The sequence below is a fragment of the Nocardia sp. NPDC052316 genome (genome assembly GCF_044547795.1).
In the GTDB taxonomy this organism is placed as follows: domain Bacteria; phylum Actinomycetota; class Actinomycetes; order Mycobacteriales; family Mycobacteriaceae; genus Nocardia.
In genome coordinates this window covers 1,038,192-1,054,078 of the sequence record NZ_JBIUBB010000001.1, presented here as the reverse complement: position 1 = coordinate 1,054,078, position 15,887 = coordinate 1,038,192, and the positions used below count along the sequence as shown (strand labels likewise).

The 15,887-nt window shown below is 69.7% G+C and carries 1 protein-coding gene (only partly in view); it reads left to right on the top strand.

The features are described 5' to 3' along the window. On the top strand, positions 1–15,887 hold the end of the coding sequence (locus ACIHA7_RS04845) for a non-ribosomal peptide synthase/polyketide synthase (RefSeq protein WP_397285598.1). 27,985 nt of this gene lie to the left of the window's left edge; the window shows 15,887 of its 43,872 coding nt (coding positions 27,986–43,872); its start codon lies beyond the left edge, outside the window; the stop codon is at positions 15,885–15,887.

The window sequence follows — 15,887 nt, the reverse complement described above, 5'->3', positions numbered from 1 at the left end:
CGCGGCCCGCCGTGGCGTCCAATCGCGGTGGCGTGTACGAGTTCTCGCTCGACGCACAGCTGGTCCGTGAGCTGAACGCGCTCGCCAGGGCGCACGGCGCCAGCCTGTTCATGGTGGTGCACGCCGCGTTCGCCGCCCTGCTCGCCCGGTTGTCCGGCAGCGACGACATCGCCATCGGCACCGCGGTGGCCGGTCGCGGTGAGGCCGTGCTCGACGACGCCATCGGCATGTTCGTCAACACGCTCGTGCTGCGCAGCGCGGTCGACCCGGCGGACTCGTTCACGGACCTGGTCGCGCACACCAAGGACCGCGACCTGGCCGCCTTCGGCCACGCGGACCTGCCGTTCGAGCGGCTGGTCGAGATCCTCAATCCGGCCCGCTCGCAGGCGCGGCATCCGCTGTTCCAGGTGATGCTGTCGTTCCAGAACACCGGGGAGGCCTCGTTCGAGCTGCCCGGCCTGGAGGTCGCCGGGGTGCCGCTGGACGTGGTGACCGCCAAGTTCGATCTGCACCTGAGCCTGTCCGACCGGTTCGACGCCGAGGGCGCCGCCGACGGCATGACCGCCGAGTTCGCCTACGCGACCGACATGTTCGACGCGGGCACCATCGCGGGTGTCGCGGACCGGCTCGTCCGGCTGCTGACCGCGGTCGTCGCTGACCCGTCCGTGGCGATCGGCGATGTCGAGCTGCTGGACTCGGCCGAGCACGCTCAGGTGGTCGCGCGCTGGAACGACACCGCGCATGCGGTGGACGACACGGCGACGCTGGTATCGATGTTCGAGGCGCAGGTCGCCAGGACCCCCGATGCCGCGGCTTTGACGTTCGAGGGGACAACTCTGGCCCACCCGTCGCCCGACCACCACCCCTCATCGAGTGACTATGTCACGCTGACATATGCCGAGTTCGCGGCGCGGGTGAATCGCCTTGCCCGGCACCTGATCTCGCTGGGCGTCGGCCCCGATTCGATGGTGGCGCTCGGTATGCGCCGATCCATCGACCTGGTCGTCGGCATGTACGCGGTGAGTGTCGCGGGCGGCGCGTATGTGCCGCTGGATCCGGATCATCCGGCCGAGCGCACCCACTACGTGCTCGAGACCGCGCGGCCGGTGTGTGTCCTGACCACCGCGCGTGACGAGTTCGACGCCGGGCAGACCCCCGCCGTGCTGATCGATGGCCTGGAGCTGGCGGACTACTCCGACGCACCGGTGACCGATACGGATCGTCGTGCGCCGCTGCGCCCGTCGAACACCGCGTACGTCATCTTCACCTCCGGCTCCACCGGTCGGCCGAAGGGCGTGGCGGTCAGCCACGCGGCGATCGTCAACCGTCTGGTGTGGATGCAGGCCGAGTACGGCCTGGAAACCACCGATGTGGTGTTGCAGAAGACGCCTGCCACCTTCGACGTGTCGGTGTGGGAGTTCTTCTGGCCCTTGCAGGTCGGCGCCCGCCTGGTCGTGGCGAAGCCGGATGGCCACCGCGATCCCGGCTACCTGATCCAGGTGATCACCGACGAACAGGTCACCACCGCGCACTTCGTGCCGTCCATGCTCTCGGTGTTCGTCGCCGAGCAGCGGGCCGACGAATGCACCAGCCTGGTCAACGTTTTCGCCTCCGGTGAGGCGCTGCCCGCCGCCACCGCGCAGCGGATGCGGGAACTCACCGGTGCGCGCCTGCACAACCTGTACGGCCCGACCGAGGCCGCCGTCGACGTCACCTTCCACGAGGTGGACGAGGCCGACGCGGTGTCCGTGCCGATCGGCGCTCCGGTGTTCAACACCCAGGTGTACGTGCTGGATTCGCGGCTGCACCCGGTGCCGGTCGGCGTCGCGGGTGAGCTGTACCTCGCTGGCGTGCAACTGGCCCGCGGCTATGTCGCGCGCCCGGAGCTCACCGCGGATCGGTTCGTGGCCAACCCGTTCGGCGCGGACGGCGAGCGGATGTACCGCACCGGCGACCTCGTCACCTGGACACCGCGCGGCGAACTGGAGTACCTGGGCCGCACCGACTTCCAGGTGAAGCTGCGTGGTCTGCGGATCGAGCTCGGCGAGATCGAATCCGCGCTCACCGCACTGGATTCCATCGCGCAGGCCGTGGTGGTCGTGCGCTCGGACGATCGACTCGGCGATCAGCTGGTCGGCTACGTCGTGCCGACGGCAGGTCATGTGGTCGACATCGACGGTGTGCGCACCGAACTCGGCAGTGAGCTGCCCGCGTACATGGTGCCCTCGGCCTTCGTGGTGCTGGACGAGTTCCCGCTCAACGCCTCCGGCAAGCTGGACCGCAAGGCGCTGCCCGCGCCGGTGTTCGAGGCCAAGGTGTTCCGGGCGCCGTCCACCCCGATCGAGGAGATCGTCGCGGGCACCTTCGGCGACGTGCTCGGCGTCGCCAGGGTCGGCCTGGACGACGACTTCTTCGAGCTCGGCGGCAACTCGCTGCTGGCCACCCAGGTGACCGCGCGGCTCGGCGCCGCGCTGGATACCCAGCTGGCGGTCCGTGACCTGTTCGAGGCGTCCACGGTGTTCGCGCTGGCCACCCGGGTCGAGCGCAACGCGGGCTCCGGCAGGCACCGGCCCAAGCTGGAGACCGGGGAGCGTCCGGACCGGATCCCGCTCTCGCCCGCGCAGCAGCGCTACTGGTTCCTCAACCAGTTCGACACGGCCACTTCGGCGGTCGACAACATCCCGCTCGCGGTGCGGTTGTCGGGCACCCTCGATGTCGCCGCGCTGGAGCAGGCGATCGGCGACGTGTTCGCCCGCCACGAGGTGCTGCGCACCACATACCCGCGCTCCGCGGAGGGGCCGCACCAGGTGATCCGCCCGGCGGCCGAGTCCGCCGCCGCGCTCACCCCGGTCGACGTCACCGAGGACGAACTGCTCAACGCGGTGATCGCGTTCGCGATGACCACCTTCGACGTCACCGTAGAGGTACCCCTTGCGGTGGCGCTGTTCCGGATCGCGCCGGACGAGCACGTGCTCGCGTTCACCGTGCACCACGTGGCGGCGGACGGCTCGTCGATGGGCCCGCTGGCCCGCGACGTGATGGCCGCGTACGTGGCCCGCGCGCAAGGCGAAGTGCCGCAGTGGCTTCCGCTGCCGGTGCAGTACGCCGACTACGCGCTCTGGCAGCGTGCGGTGCTCGGTTCGGAGGACGATCCGGAATCCCTGGCCGCCCAGCAGGTCGGCTACTGGCAGACCGCGCTGGCCGGGCTGCCCGACCAGCTGGAGCTGCCCGCCGACCGGCCGCGCCCGCCCGCGCAGTCGTTCCACGGCAAGGCGATTCGCTTCGAGATCTCCCCGGAGCGGCACGCCCGCCTGCACGAGCTGGCGCGCGCCAACAACGCGTCGCTGTTCATGGTGGTGCACGCGGCGCTTGCCGTGCTGCTCTCGCGCCTGTCCGGCACCGACGACATCGCGGTCGGCACCCCGATCGCGGGCCGCGGTGAACGCGAACTCGACGACCTGATCGGCATGTTCGTCAACACCCTGGTGTTCCGCACCAGGGTGCAGCCGGGCGACCGGTTCGCCGATCTGCTCGCCGACGTCAAGGAGCGCGACCTCGAGGCGTTCGCCAACGCCGACGTGCCGTTCGAGCGGCTCGTCGAGGTGCTCAACCCGGTGCGCTCCACCGCGCGCAACCCGCTGTTCCAGGTGGGTCTGTCGTTCCAGAACCTGGCCGAGACCACCTTCGAACTGCCCGGCCTGTCGGTGAGCGCGGTCAACTTCGACTCGCAGCTGGCCAAGACCGACCTGCACGTCACGCTGTACGACCGGTACGCCGAGGACGGCACGCCCGCCGAGATCATCACCGAATTCGGTTACGCCATCGACCTGTTCGACGAGGACACGGTCCAGGGCTTCGCGGACCGCTTCGTGCGGGTGCTGGACGCGGTGGTCGCCGACGCCACCCTGCCGGTCGGCGAGATCGACCTGCTCGCGGCCGACGAGCACACCCGCATCCTGGGCACCTGGAACGACACCGCGCACGAGGTCGATCCGACCGCGACGCTGGTGTCGCTGCTGGACGCCTCGGTCGCGGCGGCACCGGATGCGGTCGCGCTCGTCGCGGACGATCCGACCGGTCAGCAGGCCCACCCGTCGCCCGACCACCACACCTCACGGATTCGCTACGCGAGCTTGTCTTACGCCGAGCTGGATAGCCGAGTGAATCGCCTGGCCCGCTACCTGATCCAGCGCGGCATCGGCCCGGAGGACCGGGTGGCGCTGGCCATCCGCCGGTCCACCGATCTGGTCGTCGCCATGTACGCGGTCGCGAAATCCGGTGCGGCGTATGTGCCCATCGATCCGGACCAGCCCGCCGAGCGGACCGACTACATCCTCGCTACCGCGGCACCGGTCTGCGTGCTGACCACCGGTCGCGACGGATTCCGTACCGCCGCAACCGAAGTCGTCCAGTTCGACGCGCTCGACCTGACCACGTTCGCGGCCGGTCCGGTGACCGGCGACGAGCGCCGCGGCACACTGACCCCGGCGAACACCGCGTACGTGATCTTCACGTCCGGCTCGACCGGCCAGCCCAAGGGCGTTGCGGTGCCGCACGCGGCGATCGTGAACCAGTTGCAGTGGGAGATCGCGACCTTCGGCCTCGGCGCGGACGACGCCATCCTGCTGAAGACCGCGGCGACGTTCGACCTGTCGGTGTGGGAGTTCTGGACCGCCGCCGCGTCCGGCGGCCGCCTGGTCATCTCGGCGCCCGACGGTCACCGTGATCCGGCGTACCTCAACGAGCTGATGCGCGGTACCGGCGTCACCACTCTGCATGTGGTGCCGTCGATGCTCGACTCGCTGCTCACCGAGGCCGCGGGCCGCCTGACGCCGTCGCTGCGCCGGGTGCTCGCCATCGGTGAGGCTTTGCCCGCGGCGACCGCACAGCGGTTCCGTCGCGACAACGCCGCCGAGCTTTTCAACCTGTACGGGCCTACCGAGGCCGCGGTGTCGATCACCAGCCACCTGGTCACCGACGCCGATCAGGTCTCGGTGTCGATCGGTGCCCCGGAGTGGAACAGCCGGGTGTACGTGCTCGACACCAGGCTGCGTCCGGTCCCGGCCGGCGTCTCCGGCGAGCTGTATCTGGCCGGTGCGCAGTTGGCGCGCGGCTACTTCGGCAAGCCCGAGCTGACCGCCGACCGGTTCGTCGCCGACCCGTTCGGCGCACCCGGCGAGCGGATGTACCGCACCGGCGACCTGGTGGCCTGGAACGCCTCCGGCGAGCTGGACTACCGCGGCCGCACCGACTTCCAGGTGAAGATCCGTGGCTTCCGCATCGAGCTCGGTGAGATCGAGGCCGCGCTGCTGCGCCAGCCCGCGATCACCGCGGCCGCCGTGCTGGCGCACACCGATCCGAACATCGGTGACCGGCTCGTCGCCTACGTCGTGCCGCGGACGGGTCAGCTCGACAAGCGCGGGTTGCAGTCCGCGCTCGCCGCGGAGCTGCCGTCGTACATGGTGCCGTCGGTGCTCATCGAGCTGCCCGCGCTGCCGTTGAACGCCAACGGCAAGCTGGACCGCAAGGCGTTGCCCGCGCCCACCTTCGAGAAGGCGGTGTTCCGCGCGCCGGTGACGCCGATCGAGCAGATCGTGGCGAACACCTTCGCCGACGTGCTGCGCATCTCGGATCGGGAGGGCGCGGAGTCCAAGCGGCTCGGCCTGGACGACGACTTCTTCGCCTGGGGCGGTAACTCGCTGCTGGCCACGCAGGTCGCCGCCCGCCTCGGTGAGGCGCTGAACACGCGGGTGCCGGTCCGGTTGCTGTTCGAGGCCTCGACCGTCGCCGCGCTGGCGGTCCGGGTGGAGCAGCATGCCGACGCAGGCGGCCGCAAGGCGCTGACGGCAGGCCCACGCCCGGAACACATTCCGCTCTCGCTCGCGCAGCAGCGCATGTGGTTCCTGAACCGGTTCGACACCCAGTCGGCGGCGTACAACGTGCCGATCGCGGTGCGGCTCACCGGCGCGCTCGATGTCGCCGCGCTGCGCGCCGCGATCGCGGACCTGGTGAGCAGGCACGAGATCCTGCGCACCATCTACCCGCAGACCGACGGCGGTCCGGTGCAGGTGATCCTGCCGCCCGCGCAGGCGGTGCCGCGCTTGGAAGTGCGCGTGGTCGCTCCCGCGCAGATCGAATCCGCCGTGGTGGCACTGACTTCGACGATGTTCGACGTCACCGCCGAGGTGCCGATGAAGGTCGCGCTGTTCCAGATCGCCGGAGAGTCGGCCGAAGCCACGGCCGAGTCGGCGGGTCGCTCCGCCGACTCCGCCCCGGAGGTCGAGTACGTCCTGGCGATGGTCGTGCACCACATCTCCGGTGACGGCTCCTCGGTCGGTCCGCTGACCCGCGACCTGATGATCGCCTACGCGGCGCGGTCGGCGGGCGAGGCCCCGAACTGGGCGCCGCTCGAGGTGCAGTACGCCGACTACAGCATCTGGCAGCGTGAGCTGCTCGGCAGCGAGGACGATCCGGAGTCGCTGGCGGCCAAGCAGGTCGCCTACTGGCGCCAGGCGTTGGCGGACCTGCCGGATCAGCTGGATCTGCCGTCGGATCGGCCGCGCCCCGCGGTGCAGTCCTTCGCCGGCGGCAAGGTCGAGCTGCACGTCGACGCCGCGACGCATCAGGCGCTGATCGAGCTGGCCAGGACCGAGGGCGCGACGCTGTTCATGGTCGTGCACACCGCGCTCGCGGTGCTGCTGGCCCGCCTGTCCGGCACCGACGACATCGCGATCGGCACGCCGATGGCGGGCCGTGGCGAGGCCGTGCTGGACGACCTGATCGGCATGTTCGTCAATACGCTGGTGTTCCGCACCAGGGTCGAGGCCGGGGAGCCGTTCACCGAACTGCTCGCCAGGCAACGCGAGATCGACATCCAGGCCTTCGCCAACGCCGATGTGCCGTTCGAGCGGCTGGTCGAGGTGCTCAACCCGGTCCGCTCCACCGCGCGGCATCCGCTGTTCCAGGTGGGTCTGTCGTTCCAGAACCTGGCGCAGGCCGGGCTGGAGCTGCCGGGCCTCACGGTGTCCGGGCTCGACATCGACACCGCGCTGTCCCAGTTCGATCTGCACCTGATCGCGACCGACCGGTACGGCGACTCGGGCGATCCCGAGGGCATCACCGGCTTCTTCACCTACGCCACCGACATGTTCGATCGGGATACGGTGCAGGGCTTCGTCGATCGATTCGCGCGTCTGCTCGGGGAGATCGTCGCCGCGCCGCGCACCGCGGTGGGCGACATCGAACTGCTCGACGCCGCGGAGCGCACCCAGCTGGTGAGCGGCCGCAATGCGACCGACTACGTGGTGGATTCGGCGGCGACGCTGGTGTCGCTGCTCGATGCCTCGGTGGCCGCAGGTCCGAAGGAAGTCGCGCTGGTCACCGCGGACGGTGCGTCGATCACCTACGCCGATCTCGATGCTCGGGTGAATCGTCTTGCGCGGCACCTGATCTCGATCGGTGTCGGTCCAGAGTCGCGGGTGGCGTTGGCATTCCGGCGCTCGGTCGATTTGATCGTGGCGATGTATGCGGTGGCGAAGTCCGGTGGTGCGTATGTGCCGGTGGATCCCGCGCAAGCGGCCGAGCGTACGAGCTACATCCTCGAGTCCGCGGCACCGGTGTGTGTGCTGACGAACGCGGCGGCTGAGTTCGATACCCCGGTCGCGCCTTTGGTGCGGATCGACGAGCTCGACCTCGAGGAGCTGGACTCTTCCCCGATCACCGACGCCGATCGGGTCGCGTCGTTGCGTGCGGCGAATACGGCGTATGTGATCTTTACGTCGGGTTCGACGGGTCGGCCCAAGGGTGTGGCGGTGTCGCATGCGGCTATTGCGAACCAGTTGCAGTGGAAGGTTACTGAGTTCGGGTTGGATGCGGCGGATGCGATTCTGCTGAAGACGGCTGCGACGTTCGATCTTTCGGTGTGGGAGTTCTGGTCGGCGGCGGTGTGTGGTGGTCGTTTGGTGATTGCCTCGCCTGATGGTCATCAGGATCCGGCGTATTTGAACGAGTTGATGGCTCGGGAGTGGGTCACCACGCTGCACGTCGTGCCGTCCATGCTCGACGCGCTCACCGCGGGTGATTTCCCGAACTCGCTGTGGCGGGTGCTGGCGATCGGTGAGGCGCTGCCGGGCGCGCTGGCGCAGCGGTTCGTGCGGGAGCACTCCCGGACCGAGCTGTTCAACCTCTACGGTCCGACCGAGGCCGCGGTGTCGATCACCAGCCATCGGGTGACCAGGGCGGACGAGACCTCGGTGTCCATCGGCCTGCCCGAGTGGAACAGCCAGGTCTACGTGCTGGATTCGCGACTGCAGCCGGTGCCGGACGGCGTCGCAGGCGAGCTGTACCTCGCCGGTGCGCAGCTGGCCCGTGGCTACTTCGGTCGGGCGGATCTGACGGCGGATCGGTTCGTGGCCAATCCGTTCCAGGCCGGTGCGCGGATGTATCGCACCGGCGACCTGGTGGCGTGGAATGCCTCCGGCGAGCTGGAGTATCGGGGTCGCACCGACTTCCAGGTGAAGATCCGTGGCTTCCGCATCGAGTTGGGCGAGATCGAGGCCGCGCTGCTCGCGCTGCCGGAGATCGCGCAGACCGCGGTGGTCGCCAAGTCCGATCCCAAGACCGGTGATCGCCTGGTCGCGTATGTTGTGCCGTCCGGCGGTGATGTCGATGTGGCGCAGGTGAAGTCGGCGCTCATCGATGGTTTGCCGTCGTACATGGTGCCGTCGGCGTTCGTGGTGCTGGATGCGTTGCCGCTCAATGTGAACGGCAAGTTGGATCGGAAGGCGTTGCCGGAGCCGGAGTTCGAGGCTCAGGTCTACCGCGCCCCATCCACCCCGACCGAGGAGATCGTGGCCTCGGTGTATGCCGAGGTGCTCGGTGTCGAGCGGGTCGGCGTCGATGACGACTTCTTCGGCCTCGGTGGTAACTCGCTGCTCGCCACCCAGGTCGCCGCTCGCATCGGTGCCGCGCTGGATGCTCGGGTGCCGGTGCGTGCGCTGTTCGAGGCGTCAACCGTGTCCGGTCTGGCCGTGAAGGTCGAACAGCATGCGGGTGCGGGTGGCCGTAAAGCCCTGGTCGCTGGGCAGCGTCCGGAGCAGATCCCGCTGTCGCTCGCGCAGCAGCGCATGTGGTTCCTGAACCAGTTCGACACCGCCTCCGCGGTCAACAACATCCCGGTCGCGGTGCGGCTCACCGGTGAGCTCGACGTCGCCGCGCTGCAAGCGGCCGTCGGGGACGTCATCGCCAGGCACGAGACGCTGCGCACGGTGTACCCGGAGCAGGGTCGCGCGGCCAACCAGGTGATCATGCCTGCCGAACAGTCGGTGCCGGATCTGACGCCGGAAAACGTTGCCGTCGAAGACATTCAGCAGCGGATCATCGACGTCATCACGGCCGGGTTCGACGTCACGGCGGAAATTCCGTTGCGGGCCAAGCTGTTCCGGATCCACGACGGTGCATACGTGCTGGTGTTCGTCGTGCACCACATCAGCGCCGACGGCTGGTCGATGGGCCCGCTGACCCGCGATGTGATGCTGGCCTACGCGGCCCGCTCGGCCGGCGTGCCGCCGGGCTGGGCGCCGCTGCCGGTGCAGTACGCCGACTTCAGCCTCTGGCAGCGCGATGTGCTCGGCTCGGAGACCGATCCGGAGAGCCTGATCTCGCAGCAGGCCGAGTACTGGCGCAGCACGCTGGCGGGGCTGCCCGACGAGCTCAACCTGCCCGCCGACCGGACCAGGCCGACGACCCAGTCGTTCGCCGGTGGCCGGGTGGTATTCCCGATCGACGGCGAGCTGCACCGACGGCTCACCGAGGTCGCCCGTGAGCAGAACGCGACGATGTTCATGCTGGTGCACGCCGCGCTCGCGCTGTTCCTTGCGCGGATGTCGGGCACCGACGACATCGCCATCGGTACGCCGGTGGCCGGTCGTGGCGAGGCCGAACTCGACGACGTGATCGGCATGTTCGTCAACACGCTGGTGCTGCGTTCACACGTGGAGGGCGACCTCACCTTCGGGCAGCTGCTCGCCAGGACGAAGGACGCGGACCTGCAGGCGTTCGCGCATGCCGACCTGCCGTTCGAGCGGCTGGTCGAGCTGCTCAACCCGGAGCGCTCGACCGCACGGCACCCGCTGTTCCAGGTGGCGCTGTCGTTCGAGAACCTGCCGGAGACCAGCTTCGAACTGCCCGGATTGCATGTGGGCGCCGTCGATTTCGACGTCGACACGGCGAAGTTCGATCTGTCGCTGACGATCCGGGAGGCGCCCGCCGCCGACAGCGCGGGCATGTACGCCGAGTTCTCCTTCGCCCGTGACCTGTTCGACGACGCGACCGTCGAGGTCTTCGCGCAGCGCTTCACCAGGCTGCTCGACGCGATCGCAGGCGACCGCGAGACGCCGGTCGGTGATCTGCCGCTGCTCGACGCGGCCGAGTACGACCTGCTGACGCACGTGCACGGCGAAGACGTGATGGCCACCGGGCTGCTGCCGGACCTGCTGCAGCGCGGCGCGCAGCTGAACCCGGACCAGATCGCGGTCCGCTACCAGGGTCGTTCGATCACCTACCGCGAGCTCGACGAGTACTCCTCGCGCCTGGCGCGGGTGCTGATCGATCGCGGTGTCGGTCCGGAACGCATTGTGGCGCTGTCGTTCCCGCGTTCCTACGAGATGGTCGCGGCGTTCTGGGCGGTGGCGAAGGCGGGCGGCGCGCACGTGCCGGTCGACCCGACCTACCCCGAAGACCGCATGCGGCACATGATCAACGACTCCGGCGCGGTGATCGGTATCACCGCGAGCGAGTACGTGGATCGACTGCCGCGCGACGTCGAATGGCTGCGGCTCGACGATGCCGCGCTGGACGAGCAGATCGAGGCGAAGTCGCCGGAGTCGGTGACCGACGCGGACCGGATCTCCTCGCTGGCGATGCGGCACCCCGTGTACGTGATCTACACGTCGGGTTCGACGGGTATGCCCAAGGGCGTCACCGTGACCCACGCGGGCATGGGCGGCCTGGTCGGTGTCGCCACCGACCTGTACCAGCTCGAGGCGCACCACCGCTTCCTGCACATCTGCTCGCCGAGCTTCGACCCGTCGGTGCTCGAATGGCTGTGTGCCGCTTACACCGGCGCCACCCTGGTGATCGTGCCGTCGACCATCATCGGCGGCCCGGATCTGGCGGAGCTGCTGCGCACCGAGCGGGTGACGCACACCATCATCACCCCCGCCGTGCTCGGCACGGTGGACCCGGCGGACCTGGACGCGCTCGAGGTGGTCTCCGTCGGTGGCGATGTCACCACGCCGGAGTTGCTGGCCAAGTGGTATCCGGGCCGGAAGTACTTCAACGCCTACGGCCCGACCGAGACGACGATCATCTCGTCCTACGCCAGCCTCACCCCGGGCAGGCACGTCACCATCGGTCTTCCGGTGCGTGGCATGTCCGCGCTGGTGCTCGACGCGCGCCTCAACCCGGTGCCGCCGGGTGTCGCCGGCGAGCTCTACCTCGCCGGTGGCGCGGTGGCGCGTGGCTACCACAACCGCCCCGACCTGACCGCGGAGCGGTTCGTCGCCAACCCGTGGAGCAACGAGGGCGCGCGGATGTACCGCACCGGTGACGTGGTGCGCTGGTTCGCCGAGCCGGGCGAGCGCGCGGGTAATGCCGCGGTGCCCGAGGTGCGCTGGGAGCTGGACTACGTCGGCCGCTCGGACTTCCAGGTGAAGATCCGCGGCTTCCGCATCGAGCTCGGCGAGATCGACACCGTGCTCGCCGCGCACGAGGACGTCGAGTTCTCGATCACGCTGGGCAAGCAGACCGCGGCGGGTGCCACGATTCTGGTGTCCTATGTGCTCGCGGTGCCCGGCCACGAGATCGACACGGCCCGGCTCAACGAGCACGCCGCGCGGAGTCTGCCGCCGCACATGGTGCCCTCGGCGATCATGGTGCTCGACGAGATCCCGCTGACCCCGGTCGGCAAGCTCGATCGCAAGGCGCTGCCCGAGCCGGTGCTCGCGCCGCGCGAGTTCCGGGCACCGGCCAGCGAGGTCGAGGCGATCATCGCCGAGGTGTTCGCCGAGGTGCTCGGGGTCGAGCAGATCGGCCTGGACGACTCGTTCTTCGCGCTCGGCGGCGACAGCATCCTGTCCATCCAGCTGGTGTCGCGGGCCAAGGCGCGCGGCGTGGTGTTCTCCCCGCGCGAGGTGTTCGAGCGGCGCAGCGTGGCCTCGCTCGCCGAAATCGCCACCCTCGGTGCGGGTTCGGAGCAGGTGAAGCTGGAGGAGCTGCCCGGCGGCGGCGTCGGCGAGATCCCGCTGACCCCGATCATGACGCAGATCCTCGCGAGTGGCTCGTCCTACGAACGCTTCTCGCAGACGATGGCGCTGCGACTGCCGGACGGCATCGACCGGACGACGCTCGTCGGGACCATCGCCGCGGTGTTCGACCACCACGACGTGCTGCGGACCCGGTTGCGCCGCACCGACGATCGGTGGGCGTTCGAGGCGCTGGCGCCCGGCGCGGTCGACGTGGATGCCATGGTGCATCGGGTCGATCTCGCCGCCGATGTCGACGACGCGGAGCTGAAGCGGGTCGGCAGTGCGGCGTTCGATGCCGCGCTCGGCCGGTTGGATCCGGCGAACGCGGTGATGGCGCAGTTCATCTGGTTCGCCTTCGAGGGCGAGCGGCGCGACGTGCTGCTCATCGTCGCCCACCACTTCGTGGTCGACGGGGTGTCCTGGCGCATCCTGATTCCGGACTTCGCGGTCGCGTGGTCGCAGCTGGCCGCAGGCCAGCAGGTCGCGCTGCCCGCCAACGGCACCTCGATGCGGCGCTGGGCGCACAGCCTGGTCGAGGCCGCGTCGTCGCCCGCGCGGGTCGCGGAACTGCCGTTCTGGCAGCAGGTTTCGACGACGCCGGATCCGCTGATCGGTGCGCGGCCGTTCGACCCTGCGGTCGATACGTTCGCCACGGTCGAACGGGTCGAGGTCACCCTGCCCGCCGAGGTCACCGACGCGGTGCTCACCGCGATCCCCGGCCTCTACCGCGGCGGCGTGAACGACGGACTGCTGTCCGCGCTGGCCATGGCGGTCGCGCGCTGGCGCGGCACGGGCTCGGCGGCCCTGGTAAAGCTCGAGGGCCACGGTCGTGAAGAGGAAGTCGTTCCCGGCGCGGATCTTTCGCGCACCGTCGGCTGGTTCACCACGGCCTACCCGGTCCGGCTCGACCTCGGCGACGCCGACCTGTCCGACGCCTTCGCCGGTGGCGCCGCGCTCGGCGAGATAGTGAAGTCGATCAAGGAGCAGCTGCTCGGGGTGCCGGACAAGGGCCTCGGCTACGGCCTGCTGCGCTACCTGAACCAGGCGACCGGTCAGCGGCTCGGTGCCGCGGGCCAGATCAGCTTCAACTATCTGGGCCGGATGTCGGCCGGGGAGATCCCGGAGCAGCTCGCCGAGATCGGCTGGGTGCCGGTGTCGGACCTGGGTCAGCTCGACGGCGACATGGATCTCGACATGCCCGCCAACGCGACGATCGACATCAACGCGATCGTCACCGACGGCGCGGACGGCCCGGAACTCGGTGCCGCGTTCGCCTTCCCGACCGGACTGCTGACCAGGGAACAGGTGCAGGAGTTCGCCGACCACTGGGTCGCCGCGCTCACCGCGCTGGCCACGCACGCGCGCAGGCCGGACGCGGGTGGCTTCACCCCGTCCGACATGTCGCTGGTGCGGGTCGGCCAGACCGATATCGAACTGTGGGAACGGAACTACCCGGCGCTGGCCGAGGTGTGGCCGCTCTCGCCGTTGCAGTCCGGTCTGCTGTTCCACGCGATGATGACCCAGGCGACAGTCGACGTGTACACCATGCAGGCCGTGGTCGACCTCGGCGGCGCGCTGGACGTCGAGCGGTTGCACGCGGCGGCGCAGGGCATCATCGACCGCTACCCGAACCTGCGCACCGCGTTCGTCACCGACTCCGACGGGCAGGCCGTGCAGGTGGTGCTGGATCGGATCGAAGCGCCGTGGCGCGAGGTGGATCTCACCGAACTGCCCGCCGAGCAGCGGACCGCGGAACTGCGCAGGCAGGTCGCGGCCGATCAGGCGACGCACTTCGACATGGCGGTGCCGCCGCTGCTGCGGTTCACCTTGTTCCGCAGCGCGGAGAGCCAGTGGCACTTGGCGATCACCACCCACCACATCCTGTTGGATGGCTGGTCGATGCCGCTGCTGATGCGGGATCTGCTGGTGCTCTACGCCGTTCGCGGTGACACGTCCGCGTTGCCGCGGGTGGCCTCGTACCGCAACTTCCTCGGCTGGCTGGCCGGGCGGGACCGCGAGGCCTCGCTGCGGGCGTGGGCGACCGCGCTCGACGGTGTCGCCGAGCCGACCCTGCTTGCGCCGCAACCGCGTTCGGTCGAGCAGTACGAGATCGGCAAGCAGATCACCGAGCTCGACGCCGACCGGACGCGCCGACTCACCAAGCACGCCGCCGAATTGGGCGTCACGGTGAACACACTGGTGCAGGCGGCCTGGGGCATCCTGCTCGGGCGGCTCACCGGCCGCGGCGACGTGGTGTTCGGCGCCACCGTCTCCGGGCGGCCCGCCGAACTGCCCGGCGTGGAGTCGATGGTCGGCCTGTTCATCAACACGCTGCCGGTGCGGCTGCGCATCGACGACCGCCAGACCATCGGCAAGCTGCTGGAGCGGTTGCAGCACGATCAAGCGGACCTGCTCGAGCACCACTACGTGGGGCTCACCGACATCCAGCGGGTGGCGGGCACCGGAGCGCTGTTCGACACGCTGCTGGTGTTCGAGTCGTATCCGATGGACAAGGAGGCCATCTCGGCCGCCAGCTCCATCGACGGCATGTCGGTGACCGGTGTCGGCGTCAACGACGCCACCCACTACCCGCTGACGCTGCTGGTGACCGCCGAGTCGACGATCGAACTGACGCTGAAGTACCTGGGCAGCCGGTTCACCGCGGACGAGGTGGAGATCATGTCCGCGCGGTTGGTCCGCGTGCTGGAGGCGCTGCTCGGCGATCCGGATGGGCTCGTCGGCGACATCGACATCCTCGATGCCGGGGAGCGGGCCCGCCTGCTCGCCGAATCCGGCATCACGGCAACGGCTACCACGCCGGAACCGGTGGGCCGGGTCGGCGCGCACACGGTCGCCAAGGTGCTCGCCGAGGTGGTCGAGGAGGATCCGGAGGCGCCCGCGCTGCTCGCCGACGGCGACGAAATCGCTTACCACGTCCTGGATCGACGCTCCTCGCAGTTGGCGCGGGTGCTCATCGATCGCGGTGCGGGGCCGGGCGACATCGTCGCGGTGGCGCTGCCGCGCTCGCTGGACGCGGTGATCGCGGCCTGGGCGGTGCAGAAGGCCGGTGCGGCGCTGCTGTTCGCCGGTGATCTGTCCGCCGACGAGATGTCGAGCGCCGGGGCCACCTTCGGCCTCACGCTGGACCCGGTGCCCGACAGCCCGATCCAGTGGCTGGTCCCGTCCGAGCCGCGGCTGCAGGCCGACCTGGTCGCGGCGCCGTCGCACCCGGTCTCCTACGCCGACCGGGTCCGCCCGCTCGGCGAGGACCACCCGGCCTTCGTCGTCCCGGCCGGGGACGGCGTGCTCGCGGTCACCCAGACCGAGGCGCTGGCGCAGGCCGAGCACGTCCGCGAGGAGTACGGCATCGACTACGAGTCGACCACGTACACCACGGCCCCCACCGGTCGTGCGGCCATGCTGGAGTTCCTGGCGTCGGCCACCGCGGGCGCCCTCTCGGTCCTGCCGACCGGCGACATCCCCGCCGACCTCGCCGACGGCGAGGTCAGCCACTGGTTCGTCACCCCGGGTGACGCGACCGACGCGGCGGACGCCGAGATCAAGATCGTCATCGCGGAGTAG